This is a genomic window from Steroidobacter sp. (assembly GCF_036406195.1).
Classification (GTDB): Bacteria; Pseudomonadota; Gammaproteobacteria; order Steroidobacterales; family Steroidobacteraceae; genus Steroidobacter.
Genome location: NZ_DASWVW010000032.1, coordinates 1 through 16,761, shown reverse-complemented (window position 1 = coordinate 16,761; position 16,761 = coordinate 1). Strand labels below are relative to the sequence as shown.

General features: G+C 62.3%; 15 protein-coding genes and 1 pseudogene. 7 read left to right on the top strand and 9 right to left on the bottom strand.

Annotation, left to right across the window (positions count from 1 at the left end; genetic code table 11):
• Positions 1-49: 49 nt before the first annotated feature.
• The gene (locus VGE08_RS14935; protein ID WP_331068705.1) at positions 50-820 is read left to right on the top strand and encodes a hypothetical protein; all 771 of its coding nucleotides are present in this window, start codon (positions 50-52) and stop codon (positions 818-820) included.
• Here the strand turns inward: VGE08_RS14935 and VGE08_RS14930 are convergent.
• The 8 genes from VGE08_RS14930 to VGE08_RS14895 form a co-directional block, all read right to left on the bottom strand.
• Positions 768-1,352: a gluconate 2-dehydrogenase subunit 3 family protein gene (locus tag VGE08_RS14930; protein ID WP_331068704.1), complete on the bottom strand. Its 585-nt coding sequence runs from the start codon at positions 1,350-1,352 to the stop codon at positions 768-770. The genes VGE08_RS14935 and VGE08_RS14930 overlap by 53 nt on opposite strands.
• Positions 1,353-1,413: 61 nt before the next feature.
• Positions 1,414-3,195, bottom strand: coding sequence for a GMC family oxidoreductase (locus tag VGE08_RS14925; RefSeq protein WP_331068703.1), 1,782 nt, complete (start codon positions 3,193-3,195; stop codon positions 1,414-1,416).
• A 45-nt stretch (positions 3,196-3,240) separates the two neighbouring features.
• Positions 3,241-4,281 (bottom strand): LacI family DNA-binding transcriptional regulator, encoded by a 1,041-nt coding sequence (locus VGE08_RS14920; RefSeq protein WP_331068702.1) that lies wholly within the window; start codon positions 4,279-4,281, stop codon positions 3,241-3,243.
• Positions 4,282-4,376: 95 nt separating this feature from the next.
• Positions 4,377-5,597 carry a nucleoside permease gene (locus VGE08_RS14915; RefSeq protein ID WP_331068701.1) on the bottom strand — a complete coding sequence of 407 codons (1,221 nt, stop codon included), beginning with the start codon at positions 5,595-5,597 and terminating at the stop codon, positions 4,377-4,379.
• Between the two features lie 233 nt (positions 5,598-5,830).
• Positions 5,831-6,532 (bottom strand): DUF1080 domain-containing protein, encoded by a 702-nt coding sequence (locus VGE08_RS14910; protein WP_331068700.1) that lies wholly within the window; start codon positions 6,530-6,532, stop codon positions 5,831-5,833.
• 96 nt (positions 6,533-6,628) lie between these two features.
• Entirely contained in the window at positions 6,629-7,534 is a 906-nt protein-coding gene (locus VGE08_RS14905; RefSeq protein ID WP_331068699.1) for a sugar phosphate isomerase/epimerase, read from the bottom strand.
• Positions 7,535-7,570: 36 nt separating this feature from the next.
• Entirely contained in the window at positions 7,571-8,701 is a 1,131-nt protein-coding gene (locus tag VGE08_RS14900; protein ID WP_331068698.1) for a Gfo/Idh/MocA family oxidoreductase, read from the bottom strand.
• Positions 8,702-8,737: 36 nt separating this feature from the next.
• Complete coding sequence (locus VGE08_RS14895; protein WP_331068697.1) at positions 8,738-9,670, bottom strand: DUF1080 domain-containing protein; 933 nt, start codon at positions 9,668-9,670, stop codon at positions 8,738-8,740.
• 95 nt (positions 9,671-9,765) lie between these two features.
• On the opposite strand from VGE08_RS14895, the gene VGE08_RS14890 reads away from it, so the two are divergent.
• A complete protein-coding gene (locus VGE08_RS14890; protein WP_331068696.1) occupies positions 9,766-10,440 on the top strand; it encodes an alpha/beta hydrolase in 675 nt (224 codons plus the stop codon).
• On the opposite strand, the gene mutS is transcribed toward VGE08_RS14890, so the two are convergent.
• Positions 10,430-12,961 carry a DNA mismatch repair protein MutS gene (gene mutS, locus VGE08_RS14885; RefSeq protein ID WP_331068695.1) on the bottom strand — a complete coding sequence of 844 codons (2,532 nt, stop codon included), beginning with the start codon at positions 12,959-12,961 and terminating at the stop codon, positions 10,430-10,432. The genes VGE08_RS14890 and mutS overlap by 11 nt on opposite strands.
• 296 nt (positions 12,962-13,257) lie before the next feature.
• Here mutS and VGE08_RS14880 point away from each other — a divergent pair, with 296 nt between their 5' ends.
• From VGE08_RS14880 to VGE08_RS14860, 5 genes and pseudogenes are all read left to right on the top strand, one after another.
• Complete coding sequence (locus VGE08_RS14880) at positions 13,258-13,734, top strand: hypothetical protein (RefSeq protein ID WP_331068694.1); 477 nt, start codon at positions 13,258-13,260, stop codon at positions 13,732-13,734.
• A 421-nt stretch (positions 13,735-14,155) separates the two neighbouring features.
• On the top strand, positions 14,156-14,662 hold the full coding sequence (locus tag VGE08_RS14875) for a CinA family protein (RefSeq protein WP_349258711.1): 507 nt from the start codon (positions 14,156-14,158) through the stop codon (positions 14,660-14,662).
• On the top strand, positions 14,662-15,186 hold the full coding sequence (thpR, locus tag VGE08_RS14870; RefSeq protein ID WP_331068692.1) for an RNA 2',3'-cyclic phosphodiesterase: 525 nt from the start codon (positions 14,662-14,664) through the stop codon (positions 15,184-15,186). The genes VGE08_RS14875 and thpR overlap by 1 nt, the downstream gene beginning before the upstream one ends.
• A 175-nt stretch (positions 15,187-15,361) precedes the next feature.
• Positions 15,362-16,438, top strand: a complete 1,077-nt coding sequence (gene recA / locus VGE08_RS14865; RefSeq protein WP_331068691.1) for a recombinase RecA — start codon at positions 15,362-15,364, stop codon at positions 16,436-16,438.
• Between the two features lie 68 nt (positions 16,439-16,506).
• A pseudogene (locus tag VGE08_RS14860) lies at positions 16,507-16,761 on the top strand (hypothetical protein); the annotation flags it as partial.

Here is a 16,761-nt window from a genome sequence, read left to right as displayed (position 1 = left end):
GCGCCGGGTTGGCGCTATAAATATACAAAACAAGAACCAAGGGGGCGTCATGAACCATCCGCTGGCGGTGTACACCGTGATCTACGTGGCGATTCTGTTCGTCACGGTGTCCATCTGGGGAGGGAAGATCGGCGAGGCGACCGGAGACTACCGGGTGCTGCTGCTGGCCCTGGGCATATTCGCGCTCAAGCTGGCGATCGACGACTATCTGCACTTCCAGAACGTCAAGAAGAAAAGCGGCGAGAGCCAGCTGCATTTCGATCTGAATCTCAGTTTGCTGGTCTATCTGCTGCTTGCCGTCAGCATCGCAATGGCGGCCACCGAGCGCGGTGAGGCGGCAGCTATCTCGTTTGCCCTGGTGTTCGCTACGGGCATGCTGTGGCTGTGTATGTCGGGGTTCGAGGGCGAGGAAAAGGGGCGTCGGATAGGTTGGCTCATCGTGAATGGCGTTTCGATGGGGATTCTATTGGCCGTAGCCTTCGGATGGCCCCCGCAAAGCGATGCCTACTCGGTTTCGTCGCGTTGGCTCGCTGCTCTGGTCGGGGTGTTCGTCGCTGATTTCTTCTACTTTGGGACGTTGAGACGCCTGGCCGAGCTTCATGGGCGAGAAGACCAGGCGCCGCCCGCCACTATCGGCCGCACGCCAGCGACGACAACGGGAGTGCCGCCAGTAGAGCCGGCGGTGGCCGTACCAGCAAAAGCGGGGGTGAAGGAGGCGTCTGCGCCGCCGCCGCCAAAAAAGGCAGAGGCGGCAGATCCGCCAGCGGCTACGCCAGCCCCAGCTTCTTCAGCACCTCTAGCGGCGGTCCCTCAAAAGTAGTCAATGCCACGTTGCCGACATATCCAATGTCCTTCATGCCGACGGGAGTTGTGTAGTAACCGCCGGCGGTGAGCGCGCGATAGCGCGAGAAGAAGGCTGCGGCCTGCGTGAATTGGTCAGCGGGCTTGGCGGCGCTGATGTCGTCGCAGATGGCCGTGCGCTCTTTTTCGGAGAGCGCGGAGAAATTGTTCTTGAAGCGGCGTTGCGATTCCGTGTCGAGCCAGGCGAGGCCCTCGAGGATCACGGGCTTGTCGCGCTGGTTATCCGGATAGGGCCCGCTGATCCATTCGTCGATGAAGTCGACGACACCGACTTTGGACGCGGCGGGGCCACGCTCGTCGGCGGGAATGATGAGATCGCACAAAACCGTTGCAGTCGCGCGCTGCGCTTCGGTGAGCGTAAGAGGCCAGAGATCGCCGGCTTGATAGATCTTTAGCAGGTTCGGATCCGTTCCGTATCCGGCGATGCTCTGCGCTGTATCGTTCGCCAAAGCCGGGTTCGGCAGCTGCAAGGCCGCGCTGGCGGCCAGCACCCATTTGATCGCCGTGCGTCGATCGACGCTCACTGAGTCGCGCTCGTTGAACGTTTCCATGTCACAGCTCCCGCCGCTTCATGGCGGCCAGCATGTAGTCGGCGGCGCGCCAGGCCAGCGCCATGATGGTCAAGGTCGGGTTCTTGTCGGCGTTCGACGGGAACGGCGCACCGTCGGTGAGAAACAGATTCTTCACGTCCCAGCTCTGGCCCCACTGGTTCACCACGGACGTCTTCGGATCGCTGCCCATGATGGCGCCGCCGACTTCATGGATGATGAACCCGCCGGGCAGGATGTCCTGCTTGCGCGTCACGCGGCCACCCATGCTCTGGATGATCTCGGTGAACGCTTTATGCGAGTGCAGCGCCTGGCGCTTCTCGTGCTCCGACCATTGCCAGTGGAAGCGCAGCGTCGGAATGCCGTACCGGTCCGTCTTCTCCGGATCGATCTCGCAGTAGGAATCTTCGTTGGGAATCATCTCGCCGCGGCAGACCAGGCTCACGAACGAGCCGTAGTAACGACGCATGTCCTCTTTCAGTTTCCTACCGTAGCCGCCGACGAAGTTGGCCAGACCCGCGGCCGCGCCGAAGCTGGGCATGTCGCGTCCCGCGCCGATCTCGATGTGATAACCGCGAGCGAAGTCCAGTTTGCCGGCGTGTTGTTCCTTGTACAGCCACCAAGGCACATACACGTGCATGCCGCCGGCGCCGTCTTCGTTGTGCGGCGGCAGGTTTTCCAGCGCCGGGATCTGGCCGGTGACGCTGGCGCCGACCGTGTCCATCAAATACTTGCCGACCTTGCCGCTGGAGTTTGCCAGGCCCTGCGGAAACTGCGCCGACTTCGAGTTGAGCAGGATGCGCACTGTTTCGCACGCGCTCGCAGCGAGCACGACGATTCGGCCTTTGGCGCGCTGTTCCTTACCAGTCGTCTTGTCGATGAAGACCACACCCGAGGCGAGGCCGTTCTTGTTCATCTCGACTTCGCGAACCATCGCATTGGGAAGGATGTCGAGATTGCCTGTGGCCAACGCCGGCGGCAGGTGCACCGTGGTCGATTGATAGTTGGCCTTGATCGAGCAGCCGCGACCACACGGAGTTGCCCAGAAGCACGGCGCGCGGCTGCGCATGCTGTCCGCGACGATCTCCTGCGCGCGAGTGTTGCCAGGATGGAGCAAAGCAGGCGCGCGTTTGAAGTCCAACTGCTGTGTCAGGACCGCGCGATGCGCCGGAATTACGGGAACGCCAAGGGCTCTGCCGTGCTTCTGAATCAGTGCTTCACCGGCGCGAGGCTTGGGCGGCGGCTGCAAACATCCGGCCGGCGAGTCCGGCGTGTTCTCCAGGCCGTTGTTGTCGCCATAGATGCCTACGAGCATCTCGACCTTATCGTAGTAAGGCGCGACGTCTTCATAGGAAATTGGCCAGTCGAATCCCAGCCCATCTCGCGACTTGGGTTTGAAATCATACGGGCCGTTGCGCAGAGAAATGCGGCCCCAGTGATTGGTGCGTCCGCCGAGCATGCGGGCGCGCCACCACCAGAATGTTTTCTCTGCGTCAGTCGACGCACTCGAGTAAGGTTCGCCGGGAATCTGCCAGCCGCCGTCGACAGTGGCGTCGTAGAACCCGAACTCCTTGTCGGGGGTCGAAGTGCCGCGCAACGGCGCCTGGTCGGGCGTGTTGAACATGGGGGTCTCGATCTCGGGCACGTAATTGCGGCCTGCTTCGAGCATCAGCACCTTGGCACCCTCCAGCGTCAGCGTGTAAGCCGTTTGGCCGCCGGCGGCGCCGGAGCCGACGACGATCACGTCGTACTCCTTTTGTAGTCCTGCAATATCGATCAGCGGCACGGCTTACCTCCCTTGGTGAGCCCTGGGTGGGTTGGGCGGATCCTGTCAGCGCCGCGGCGGTGGCGCGGCGCTGTCCCGAACGATCAACTTGGTCGGCAACGTGTGCATGCTCGGCTCGGCCTTGGCACCATTGAGCAGCTCGAACAGCAGCGACATGGCCTTGTGGCCGATCTCGCGGGTCGGCTGCTCGATGGTGGTGAGCGGCGGGTCGCAGAAGCTGGCGAACTCGATGTCGTCGAAGCCGACCACGGAAACATCCTGCGGCACCGATCGGCCGGTGCTCTTCAGGAAACGAATCACGCCGAGCGCCATTTCATCGTTGAAGCAGAAAATGGCGCTCGGCGGCTGCTTGGCGGAGAACAATCGCTCGGCGGCGGCACGGCCCGAGCTCATCGTGAAATCGCCCTGCGCGATCAAGGCAACGTCCGGTGCAATCTTCGCGGCGCGCAACGCCAGCTTGTAACCTCGCAATCGCTCGCTCGTCAGCGGACTCGAATTGGGTCCCAGAACGACGCCGATGCGCCGGTGGCCCAGCTGCAGCAGATATTGAGTCATCTCGCGGGCCGCGGCGGCGTTGTCGATGCCGACGCGCGGGCAGGGCGCGTCCTCGATGTATTCGCAAGCGTTGACCAGCGGAATATCCAGCGTGCCATTCACGCCGCGCGCCGCCTTGGGCAGTCGGGGGTGCAGTTGGATCAGCCCGTCGGCTTGTCGCGTTTCGACCAGGCCCACGTAGTAGGCTTCGCGGTCCTCACGGCCTTCGGTGTCTCCGAGCAGCACGGCATAGCCGTGTTGTTGGGCGACCTGCTCGATGCCGCGAATGATTTCGGCGAAGAAGGGGTTGGCGATGTTGGGCACCAGCACCACCACGGAATAGGCGCGTTTACTGCGAAAGTTGCGCGCCAGCAGGTTGGGCTTGTAACGGCTGCGCTCGACCTGGGCGAGCACTCTTTTGAGCGTCTTGTCCGAAACCTTCTCGGGCGTGGTCAAGGCGCGGGAAACGGTTGCGATCGACACGCCGGCCTGACGGGCAACCTGGCGAATCGAAGTGGCGCGGCTGGAGGACACGTGTTTGCTCTTGCTCAAGGCGGCTATCGCGGAACGGCTCGGGTCAGCCAATTATGGCCCCAATTACGACTTTGCGGCGCGCCCGCGCACGATGCGTTCAACAAACTCCTCGATCATCCACCGCTGCGCTGAATCGGTTCCGGTTTGAAGGCCAGCGCGAACAGCACGAACACGCCGGCGGCCAATGCCGCCGGGACCAGCCAGATCGCCTTCCAGTCGTGGCCGCTCATCACTGCGTACTGGTCATAGATGATGCCGGCCACCTTGAAGCCCACCAGCATTCCCAAGCCATAGGTTGCCAGCGTGATCAGGCCCTGCGCGGAGCTCTTGTACTGCTCGCCGGCCTTGGAGTCGGTGTAGATCTGCCCGGAGACGAAGAAGAAGTCGTAACAGACGCCGTGCAGGGCAATGCCGCTGATCAGCAGCACCAGCACGGAATCTTCCGCGCCGAAGGCGAACAGCACATAGCGCAGTACCCACGCGGCCATGCCGATGAGCAACGTCTTCTTGATGCCGTAGCGATGCAGGAACACCGGCAGCAACAGCATGAACAACACTTCGGACATCTGGCCGATGGTCATCTTGCCGGTGGGGTTGGTCACGCCGATGTCGGCGAGGAACAGGTTGGTGTTCTGGTAATAGAACGCCAGGGGAATGCAGATCAGGATCGACGATACGAAGAACACGGCGAAATTCCGGTCCTTCAGCAGGCGCAAGGCATCCAACCCCAGTGCCTGCGAAATTACGTTCTGGGACTCGGTCTGCACTGGCGGCGTCGACGGCAGGGTGAAGCTATACAGGCCCAGGATGAGCGAGGTGATGCTGCACAGGAGGAAGGTATTGCGTAGCGCGCCCGCTGCAACCGCTTGCTGCGCGTCCCAGCCCAACGTGCTGATGAACAGTCCGGCGACGATCCAGCCGATCGTGCCCCAGACGCGAATCTTGCCGAACTGGGCGGCCGGATCGGAGAGCTGACGGAACGACACGGAATTCACCAACGCCAGCGTCGGCATGTAGATGATCATGTAGCCGAGCACGTAAGGATAGAACGCTGCGAAGCTGTCGGAGCTGTACATCAAGTACATGAGCACGGTGCCGAACAGATGCAGCACGCCGAGGATGCGCTCGGCATTGAAGTAACGGTCGGCGACCAATCCGACGATGAACGGGGCAATGATCGCGCCCCAGCTCTGGGTGGAAAAGGCTTGTCCGATCTCGCCGCCGTTGGCCGAGAAGGCCGCTCCCAGGAAGGTCCCCAGCGTGACGAACCAGCCTCCCCAGATGAAGAACTGGAGAAACATCATGACGCTGAGCCGAATGGTGATCGGATTCAAATGCCCCCCCTGTCACCCGCTCGCCGCGGGTCTCATGACGGCGTCAGGTCTGGCGCTGTGACTGCTTCGAGTTGGATTCTGTAACGGGTTACATCGCGAAGGTTGCAGAAACTCGCGCGGCCTGTCAAACAGCGCTGCCCATCGGTTCGCAATCAAGTCATCTTCGGCGCGACACCGCCGGCTGGCGTACAGCGGCGTCGCTTGCGTGATCCAGTTCTATTAAGGCCGCAACGTTATTTGTCCAGCTTCGCCACGCTCACTTCCTTGAAGTACACCGTGTCCTTGTCGCCGTGGTTCTGCAGACCGATGTAGCCGCTGGCCGCGCGCTTGCCGCGATCTGGCTCGTATTTGGCTTTCTTTTCCGGCACCGGCGAGCCTTCGACATAGTCGGTGACCTTGACGCCGTTCACCAGCACCGTGGTGCGCTCGTCCTGCAGGAAGATCTCCATGGTGTTCCATTCGCCGGTCTTGGGCTGCGCCAGCGTCTTGGTGAAGGAATACAGCACGCCGGTGCGATGCCAGTCGTCGTCGCTGTCGTCGATCTGCACCTCGTAGCCCTTGTTCACGGGCATCCACGGTTCGGTGGGCTGCTCGGGAATGCGGATGAACACGCCGGAGTTGCCGCCGCCGTCCTGGTCCGGCGCCTTGTAGACGACGCGAATCACGGCGTTACTGAATTTCTCGCCCGTGTACCACAGCAGGCCCATGCCGCCGACGGTCTTGAGCACACCGTTCTCGACCACGAATTCGCCCGGGCCGACGTGTTTCCAGCCATCGAGATTGCGGCCGTTGAACAATGGCTCGAACCTGGCGTTGACGCCGATCGTCGGCTCCGCCAGTTGGTTGGCGGGCTCGCCGGCATTGGCATTCAGCACGGCGCCGGACGCCAACACGAAGGTGCAAGCCGCGATCAGAGTGGAAGTTCTGGATGACATGCAGAGGCTCCTTTGAGCGTCTAACGATGATTACAGGCGATGATTACAGGCGATGATTGCAGGTGGTGATTGCAGTACGCGGGATCCGTCGCCGGGTTACGACTCGAGCGTGCTCAAGTACTCGAAGCTGGAGCGCACCGCTTCGATGGTGGAGCCTGTGAAGTTTTCCTGTTCGACGAAATAGTGCTTCAGATGCTTCGGGTCACACGCGGCGAACACGCGCTGCCAGTCGATCTGGCCTCGGCCGACTTCGATGGTCTGCTTGTTGATCTCGGTCACCGTGGTCTTGGCACCCTTCCACACATCCTTCACGTGCAGCAACGAGATGCGCTCGGGATATTGCTTCAAGTACTTCACGGGATCGAGGCCGGCGGTCACCACCCAGGCGAGGTCCAGCTCGATGGTGATGAGCTTCGGATCGGTCTGCTGCAACAGCTCATCGAACGCGACCACGCCGTCATAGGAACGGAACTCCATGTTGTGATTGTGATAGCCGGCCTGCAGGCCGGCCTGCCTGGCCAGTTCGCCCAGCTTGTTCAGCTGCTCGGCGTTCCATTTCCAATCGTCCAGCGTGATTTCCCTGGCTATATCCGCATATGCAGGCTTGTTGGGCGGCTGCGAAGGGAAGGCACAGACCAGGTATTTCGCACCGACTTCAGCGGCGGCGTCGACGATCTTCTGCATGCCTTTCTGCAGCTCGCTCATGCTCGAATGAGCCGAGGGCGCCGTCATGCCGTGGTCGGCCAGGATCTTGCGCAATTCCTTACCGGACTTGCCGTAGAAGCCGGCCGTTTCGACTTCGCGATAGCCGATGGTTTGCAGCTGTTGCAGCGTGCCGAGCAGGTCGCGGCCCGCTGCTTCGCGCACCGTGTATAGCTGCAGGCCGATGGGCCGCCCCAGAGGGCCGATGCCTGTGCTGCCGGCGAAACTTCTGGCTCCTGTCATGGCTGCCAATACCGCGAGCGAGCTGCCTTCGAGAAAACTGCGACGTGTGATGGACATGATCCCTCCTGCTTCCTGAATATCTTTGTTGAATGCCTACTCGTCGATGGCAGTCCATTGATTGCTGGCGGACGAGCGCAGCACGGCTTCGACGATGCTCATGGAACGCGCGCCGTCCGCGAAGGTCGGCAGTCCGATGTGAGATTCGCCGCGCATGGCGGCATACGAATCGCGCACGAACGCTTCGAAACAATCCCCCCAGCCTTGCGCGTGGCCGGCCGGGAGCCAGGCGAGGCGCTTCTGTTCGGGCGAGCCTTGCGACGGATCGCGCACCAGCAACGTGGTGCCTTCGCGCCGCCCGATCCATAGTTGCTCGGGACTTTCGAGATCGAACATTACGCTTTGCCGCGCGCCGTCCAGCTCGAACCACAGGCGATTCTTGCGGCCTGCAGAAACCTGGCTGATGGTCAGCGATGCCAGCGTGCCGCAATCGGTGCGCAAAATCAGGCAGGCGACGTCTTCGGTATCGACGGCTTTTGTTTCTTTCACCTCACCGCTCGCCTGGAACGCTACGCGACTGGCCGCCGCGGAGCGCTGAGCGATCGGCGTGCCCAGTGTGGCGATCAAAGAGCTGAAGCGCTCGCCGGTGATCCATTCGATCAGATCGCACAGATGCGAGCCGATGTCGGCGAAGGCACGAGACCTGCCGCCGGCGCCGGCGTCGACGCGCCAGTTCGTGTCGCCAGCCTGCATGAGCCAGTCTTGCAGATAGGAGCCCTGGATCAGATACAGCTTGCCGGTTTCGTCGCTCTGAACGCGTGCCCGGGCCTCGCGTGTCATCGGGTGATAACGATTGATGAAAGGGACGGTGCCGACCAGGCCCTTGCGCTGGGCGAGATCGGTCAATGCACGAGCATCTTCCAGCGACGTGGCGAGCGGCTTTTCGCAGACCACGTGCTTGCCCGACTCCAAGGCCGCCTTGGCGACTTCCATGTGCAGGGAGTTGGGGGTGCAGATATGGACGACATCTATATCTTTGTCGCGTGCGGCTTCGATGCCCGAGGCATAACCGCGAGGCACGCCAAGCGCCTTGGCTGCCTGTGCCGATCGCTCCGGCGTGGAGGCGGCGACACCGACGACTTCGGCGCCCGCCAGTCGGGCAGAACGTACATGAACGCTGCCGATGAAACCGGTTCCAACAACTGCCGCGCGAAGAGGGTGGGACATGGCGATTTCCGGAAACTCAGGGGTTCGAGAGGGCCTTCAGGGAGTACGGCCGGAAGCGGCATATTGACACGTTGCCGGCTCCGATTTCACGTAGTAGCTGCGATAGCTGTGGGCCTGGGGGTCCATGCAGCCGGCCAGGTTCAGCAGCGACACCCTGCGAAAATCGACGGGGTGCGACTCGCTCTGCAAGGCGATGTAGCCGCCTTCGATCAGCTTGCCGGTGGGCTGGGCCGCCGGATCATGCCGATGCACCGCGCCGCCGCCGAACTGCGGCAGGGCATATTCCATCACTTCTTGGCCATCGATGAGGTGCGTGATCTGACCCGCGCCGAGCACCAGGATTTCGGCCCGCACCCACTGATCGCCATCGTAGGTCCGTGACGATGAGTCCAGGCAATGCTCGGGATACAGCTTGCCATCGACGACAACTTCCGTTCCGGGAGAGCACATGTTCAGCGTGGGGCGTGGTTCGCCGTCGCTCTTGCCGCCCAGTAACTGCGCTTCGATGGAGATGGGAAAGTCCTGATCGCGCGTCATGGTGCGCGGGTCCTGCGAGTGGACCATCACGCCGCTGTTGCGAAACGCCCAGGTGCCGGGATGGCCTCTGGCCTGCTCGCCGACGAAACGATATTCGATGATCAGCCGGTAATAGCTATACGGCGACTTGTAAAAGAGATGACCGAACTGCGTGCCGAAATTCTGATACTTGTCGTAGCGAACCTGCAGCACACCGTTCTCCACCCGAAAGGTATCGGCAAAATTCTCGCCGGGGGCGTGCTGTGAGATTTTCGGTGTCCAGCCGGTGAGATCGCGGCCATTGAACAGCTCGATCCATTCCTCCCGGTCGGCTTCCGGACCGACTTTGGAATCGGCGTCGGGCTCGGTCGACGACGCAGACGTCGCGAACAGTACGCAAGCCGTCGCCAGCAAGGCGCAGCTGTTGCCTGAGCGAATGGTCCCTGTCCGCATCGTGTCCCCCGCGAAGTCTTCTCGCCGGTCTCTATTGCGCCTGGTCGGCGCACGCTGCGACCATAGCTGTCACCGCTGATGAGGGCAATGGCGATTTGAGCAACGAATCGAAACGGCACGACACCGAGCCCGCCACGATCGTGCTGGTCCACGGGCTATGGATGTCGGGCCTGCAGCTGAAGATACTGCAGCATCGGTTGGAAGCCGATGGTGACTTTCGCGCTGTTCCGTTCTCCTATCCCACCCTCAGCGGCTCGATGAGCGATCACGTGCGCGATCTGTTGGAGTTCGCGCGCGCCCAGAATGTTCCCAAGTTGCATTTTGTCGGTCACAGCCTGGGCGGTCTGGTGATCTTGCGTGCACTGGAGCTCACGGACGATCTGCCGCCAGGCCGCGCGGTGCTACTGGGCTCTCCGCTGCAAGGATCGAGAGCGGCACAAGGTGTCGCGCGCGTCCTGCCTTTCGGCAAGGCCATTCTCGGTGCCGCGATCAATGCCGAATGTATCGATTGCCAGCCGCGTGAATGGCGCGGTCATCGGGATATCGGCATCATCGCCGGTTCGGTCGGCTTCGGGCTCGGCCGTTTGTTCGCCGATCTGGACGCGGACCACGACGGCACGGTGCTCGTCGAAGAAACCCGGCTGCCCGGCGCCAGGGATCACATCGTCCTGCGCACCACCCACACCGGAATGCTCGTGTCGGCGGAAGTCGCGGAGCAGACTCGGTGGTTTCTTCGCGAGGGAAGATTCAAACGATCCTCTACTCCGTGACCAGCTTCTTCAGCCTGTAAAGCGCGTCCAGCGCTTCGCGAGGCGTCATCGAGTCCGGGTCGACGCCGCGGAGGACGGCGAGGGCCTGGTGTTCCTCAGGTTCTTCCTCTTCAGGAAACTCAAGCAACAGTTCCTGCTGAGGCTTTACTTGCTGTGCGGCGGCGGATCGGCGTTCCAACTCGTGTAGATATTTGCGCGCAGCACTGATGACTTTCGGCGGAACGCCAGCGAGCGCCGCCACTTGCAGGCCGTAACTCTGATTGGCCGGGCCCTCCTTCACGGTGTGCAGGAAGATGAGCTTCTCGCCGTGCTCGGTCGCATCGAGGTGGACGTTGGCGCAATTGTCCAACTCCTGGGCCAGCGACGTGAGCTCGAAGTAATGTGTGGCGAACAACGTGAAGGCACGCACCGTGCGAGCGATGTGATTCGCGCACGCCCAGGCAAGAGACAGGCCGTCGTAGGTGCTCGTGCCGCGACCGATTTCATCCATCAACACCAGGCTGTTGTTGGTCGCGTTGTTGAGGATGTTCGCGGCCTCGGTCATCTCCACCATGAACGTCGAGCGTCCGCCGGCCAGATCGTCCGAGGCACCGATGCGGGTGAACACGCGATCGATCGGGCCGATGCGCGCCGACTTCGCGGGCACGTAGCTGCCGATGCGCGCCAGAATCACGATCAGCGCGGTCTGCCGCATGAACGTCGATTTACCGCCCATGTTCGGGCCGGTGATGACCAGCATGCGTCGCTCGTCGTGAAGCTGCAGATCGTTGGGAACGAACGGCTGGTCGATGAAACGCTCGACCACGGGATGTCGGCCTTCCGTGATCTGCAGCACCGGCTCATCTACGAGCTCCGGCTGCGCGTAACGCAAGTTGACCGCACGTTCTGCGAGATTCGACAGCACGTCGAGCGCCGCGAGGGCCGCTGCAGTGGCCTGCAGTTCGGCGAGTCGGGCGATCAGCTGATCGAGCAGCTCATCGTAGAGTTGTTTCTCTCGCGCCAGTGCCCGGTCGCGTGCGCCCAGCACCTTGTCTTCGAATTCCTTCAGCTCGGGCGTGATGTAACGCTCGGCGTTCTTCACGGTCTGCCGACGGTGATAGTCCGTCGGCACCTTGTCCGCCAAGCTGCGGTTGATTTCGATGTAGTAGCCCTGCACGCGGTTATAGCCAAGTCGCAGGTTCGCGATGCCGGTGCGCTCACGTTCGCGCGCTTCCAGCTCCACCAGATATTGATCGCTGTGCTCACTGATCCGCTTCAGTTCATCGAGCTCCGCGTCATAACCCGCTGCAATGACACCGCCTTCTCGCAAGATCGGCGGAGGCGTTTCGACAATCGCGCGCGTCAGCACGTCGTGGAGGTCGGGATACGTGCTGGCCTGCGAAGCAAGCTCGCGCAGCAGCGGAGAATCGATGTCCGCGAGCAGTTGCTGAAGATCCGGCAAGCGCCCGAGCGCATCGCGCAGTTGGGCCAGATCGCGAGGGCGGGCGCTCTTCAGGGCGACACGCGCCAGTCCGCGCTCGATATCGCCGACATGATTGAGAACATCGTGAACCGGCGTGTACAGCGCGCGCTCTATCAGCGTCCCGATCGCTTGCAACCGCAATTCAATTGCGCCGCGGTCTCGCAACGGTCGATGCAACCACCGTCGCAACTCGCGACCACCCATGGCGGTCGCTGTTTCATCGAGCACAGCGGCGACGGTGCACTCCGGCCGGTTGGTGAGGCTGATGTCCAATTCCAGATTGCGTCGAGTCGCCGCGTCGAGTAGCACGGCTTCGCTGCGCTCTTCCGTGCGCAAGCCGCGCAGGTGAGGGATCGCTGCCTTCTGCGTGTCACGAACGTACTGAAGCAATGTGCCAGCCGCCCGAATGGCGAGGGGATAGTCCGCACAACCAAAGCCGGAGAGATCGCGCGTCGCGAACTGCTCACATAGCAGTCGCGTGCATGTTTCTAAATCAAAGTGCCACTGCGGGCGCTCGCGAACAAACGTGGTGATGCCGGCCGGTGCCGCGGATTCAGGCACCAACAACTCCGCAGGCCGCAGTCGCTCGATCTCCGCGCCAAGGGCCTCGTCACCCGCAGCTTCCATCACGCTAAAGCGACCGCTCGACAATTCCAGCCACGCAAGACCAAACCGTGAACCCTCGCGATACAAAGCGGCGAGTAACGTGTCGCGCCGCGCGTCGAGGAACGCGTCGTCGGTCACCGTACCCGGCGTGACCACGCGCACGACCGCGCGCTCCACGGGGCCTTTGGACTTCGCGGGGTCGCCGATCTGTTCACAAATGGCAACGGACTCGCCGCGCCGGACCAGCCGCGCCAGGTAGGCCTCGACGCTGTGGAATGGCACGCCTGCCATGGGTATGGGCTGTCCGGCCGATTGCCCGCGCGCGGTGAGGGTGATATCCAGCAGGCGCGCAGCCCGCTTGGCATCATCGAAGAACAACTCGTAGAAGTCGCCCATGCGGTAGAACAGCAGCTCGTTCGGGTATTGCGCCTTGAGGCGCAGGTACTGCTGCATGGAGGGTGTATGCGCGGTCTGCGCACTGGCGTTTAAATTTTCCAATTTAAATCAAATAGTTAAGTTGATACTGAACGGCGCGTGCGGGTATTTCCAGCCATTTCAATCTATCGCCGGAAACCAAGGCTACGAATCTTATTAAATTCGCTGAACAGCGAATTAGGAGATGGCGGAGCACCTGCGTCAAGAGAAGATAGGTTTCTGATGGCCAAGCCCGCCACATTCGATGGCTACAGCGATCAATACACGCACGACTGCGAACGTTTGCTCGTGACTTTGCTGCGCGGACTCGGCCCTTGGAAGCACTCAACATCCCGCATTCCTCCATCGTCTTCGACCTGCATCAGGTCATCGAGATCGAAGCGGAACTGTTGGGAGGCAATGGCATCGCAGTCGAGAGGATCAAGCATGCAAACCTGGTCAGCTTCACCTGCCTGAAGGCGTTTGCGTTTGACCAGCGCTTCGAGCGCAAAGATGCTCACGATCTGATCTACTGCCTCGAAAACGCGCCAGAAGGTGCCGATGCGGTAGCGCAGGTATTTCGACAGGAGCGTGACGGAAAGCACGGCGATGTCGTGAAGAACGCGCTCGCCATACTCCGCACCCGCTTCGCGCAGGGAACTGAGTCCGAGGGATACCGCAAGGATGGACCGGTCGCGGTAGCAAAGTTCGAGCTGGGCGAAGGCGACGAACCAGAGCGGCGCGAAGCGAGAGCGCTGCGCCAGCGGCAGGTCAGCGACGTGGCCGAACGACTTCTCGCGCGAATAGGGTAGCTTTCGTTCGCAGCGCATCTGTTCGTGGTCGCCGACGTCGACGAGATTGTGCGACTCGTGCATTTCCCCGGATGGCGGCGGCCGGCGAGCGAGAAGTGAAGATGGCACTTCGCACGGGCTGTTGAAGCACCACGCTCATCAGGATGTGGATCTGTTCGATCAAGCCTACGGATATATATTCTTGTCGTATGGCCTCGTACATGCTCGCGGAGCATTTCTGATCGTTTCGCCCGGTAGTGCTCCGGACTGATCCGGCCGGCCCGTCCCACCCGTTACCTCATTGCCAGCAAAGCTGGCCGAAAGAGCCATTGTGTATCGGTGCAGGCTGGGTACCGTGCCATCCGAGCGCAGGCGCCCCCGCCTTTGCATCCGGATATGCCCAGCTTGACGTTGATCCCCAGGACCGAGAAGCATGCGAGGCATGAACAGCGACGAGGAGTTGTTGCGGCTGGCGACCCATGTGGGCGCGGATCTGCTGGACGCCGAGCGGCGCCTGGTCACGGCGGAGTCGTGCACGGGTGGGTGGGTGGCCAAGTTGTTGACCGATATCGCCGGCAGCTCGGCTTGGTACGACGGCGGCGTGGTGGTTTACAGCAACGCGCTCAAGCAATCCTTGCTCGGCGTGCGCCCCTCGACGCTGGCGTCGCACGGCGCGGTCAGCGAGGCGACGGCGCGCGAGATGGCCATCGGCGCGTTGGAGGTGCTCGGCGGCCATGTTTCTCTCGCGGTTACCGGTATTGCGGGTCCGGCGGGCGCGCAACCGGGCAAGCCCGTCGGCACGGTCTGGTTTGCGTGGGCTTGGAAGGAGGGCGGCGAGATCGAGACCCGCGTGGCGCTGGAGACATTCCCGGGAGATCGGGAGGCGATTCGCCGTCAATCGGTGGCGCGCGCGCTTCGCGAGCTGAGTCAGTTGCAACGGAAGCCGTAATGGGAGCTGGCCGGCGGCTGTTCCTTGCGCTTTGGCCCACCGATGAATTTCGCGCGCAAATCCAAGCGAGCACACTCGCGATCGCCCGAGCTAGCGGTGGCCGGCTGATACCTCCACAGAATTACCACGTCACATTGTTATTTCTTGGCGAGGTTCCCGCCGAGAGCGTCGGGGCTATTCAGGAAGCTAGTGCCCGGCTCGCCGGCAGCCCGGCGTTCGAGCTGCGCTTCGATTGCATCGAGGCGTGGGGGCGGAAACTGCTGTGTCTCACCTCGTCCACGCCGCCCGCTGCCGCGAGCGATCTGGCGGCGGGCTTGCGCTCGAGCCTGAGCAGCTATGTGCAGCGGCCGGAGGCGCACGAATTTCGCCCGCACATCACGCTTGCCCGGGATCTGGCGCGCGGCCGGCGATCGGAAAAAATCGACGTCTTGTGCCAGAAAGTGGCTGATTTTGCCTTGGTGGAATCGGTGCGCGACGCGTCCGGCTCGCAGTATTCGCTGCTGGCGCGCTGGCCCCTGTCCTGAACGGTACAATTGCCGCCAGCGCATACACCAAATGCGACAGTGGCGGACTGCGAATAACTGTGCAAATATACAGATATTCAGCAGTTTCGGACGTCCGGTTCATAGCATACTGCCGTCCAGCACTCATCAACCCACGCTTCAGACAACCCACTCTTCAGACAATATGGGTCAACCGATGGAAGAAAATCGCAAGAAGGCGCTCGTCGCCGCGCTCGGCCAGATCGAAAAGCAGTTCGGCAAGGGCTCGGTCATGCGCCTGGGCGATGCCAGTGCCACTTACGACGTGGAGGCCATTTCCACCGGCTCGCTGGGCCTGGATATTGCGCTCGGCGTGGGCGGTCTGCCGCGCGGCCGGGTGATCGAGATCTATGGCCCGGAATCCTCGGGTAAAACCACGCTGACCTTGCAGGTCATCGCCGAAGCGCAACGCGCCGGCGGCACGGCGGCCTTCGTCGACGCGGAGCACGCGCTCGATCCGGTGTACGCTGCCAAGCTCGGTGTGAATGTCCAGGAGTTGCTGGTGTCGCAGCCGGACACCGGTGAGCAGGCCCTGGAAATCACGGACATGCTGGTCCGCTCCAGCGCGGTCGACGTGGTCGTGGTCGACTCGGTGGCGGCGCTGACGCCCAAGGCGGAAATCGAAGGCGAGATGGGCGACGCGCACGTCGGCTTGCAGGCCCGCCTGATGTCGCAGGCGCTGCGCAAGCTCACCGGCAACATCAAGCGCTCCAACACCATCGTCATCTTCATCAACCAGATCCGCATGAAGATCGGCGTGATGTTCGGCTCGCCCGAAACCACCACCGGCGGCAATGCGCTCAAGTTCTACGCCTCGGTGCGACTCGACATTCGCCGCATCGGCAGCATCAAGAAAGGCGAAGAGGTCATCGGCAACGAAACCAAGGTCAAGGTCGTCAAGAACAAGGTCTCGCCGCCGTTCAAGACCGCCGAGTTCGACATCCTCTACGGCGAAGGCATCAGCCGCGAAGGCGAGATCATCGACATGGGCGTCGAAGCGAAGGTGCTCGAAAAGAGCGGCGCCTGGTACGCCTACCAGGGCGAAAAGATCGGCCAGGGCAAGGACAACGCACGCGAGTTCCTGCGCGAGAACGTCGACCTGGCGGTCGAGATCGAGAACAAGGTGCGCGAGGCGCTGGGCATCCCGTTGCGTCCGAACGAAGCCGGCGCGGTCGATGAGTCCGCCGCCGCCAAGCCGGCGCGCGGCAAGGCCGCCAAGGAATCGAAGGAATAACAGCGCTGGGCGGGCCGAAGCGAAGTGCCTCGGTCCGGCACGAAGGCGCGCAGATCGTCGGCGTCCCGATGGCCACCAGCAAGCAGCCGCTGTCGCTCAAGGGCCGGGCGCTCGCCCTCCTGGCGCAACGTGAGCACAGCGAGGTCGAGCTGCGGCGCAAGCTGCTGCGCCATGCACGTTCCGAGGCGGCGGCCAAGGCCGTGCAGGCCGGTGCGGGCGCCTCGGATGAGCAAGACGGGGCAGCCGAGGACGAGATGGCCCGCGTCGACGCAGTCATCGACTGGCTGCGCACGCACAACTACTTGAGCGAACAGCGATTCGTC

Bases quoted from the DNA above. Each gene is read 5' to 3' on its own strand.
- VGE08_RS14910 (WP_331068700.1), bottom strand. From the start codon at position 6,532: ATGTCATCCAGAACTTCCACTCTGATCGCGGCTTGCACCTTCGTGTTG.
- VGE08_RS14875 (WP_349258711.1), top strand. From the start codon at position 14,156: ATGAACAGCGACGAGGAGTTGTTGCGGCTGGCGACCCATGTGGGCGCG.
- thpR (WP_331068692.1), top strand. From the start codon at position 14,662: ATGGGAGCTGGCCGGCGGCTGTTCCTTGCGCTTTGGCCCACCGATGAA.
- VGE08_RS14900 (WP_331068698.1), bottom strand. From the start codon at position 8,701: ATGTCCCACCCTCTTCGCGCGGCAGTTGTTGGAACCGGTTTCATCGGC.
- VGE08_RS14935 (WP_331068705.1), top strand. From the start codon at position 50: ATGAACCATCCGCTGGCGGTGTACACCGTGATCTACGTGGCGATTCTG.
- mutS (WP_331068695.1), bottom strand. From the start codon at position 12,961: ATGCAGCAGTACCTGCGCCTCAAGGCGCAATACCCGAACGAGCTGCTG.
- recA (WP_331068691.1), top strand. From the start codon at position 15,362: ATGGAAGAAAATCGCAAGAAGGCGCTCGTCGCCGCGCTCGGCCAGATC.
- VGE08_RS14905 (WP_331068699.1), bottom strand. From the start codon at position 7,534: ATGTCCATCACACGTCGCAGTTTTCTCGAAGGCAGCTCGCTCGCGGTA.
- VGE08_RS14895 (WP_331068697.1), bottom strand. From the start codon at position 9,670: ATGCGGACAGGGACCATTCGCTCAGGCAACAGCTGCGCCTTGCTGGCG.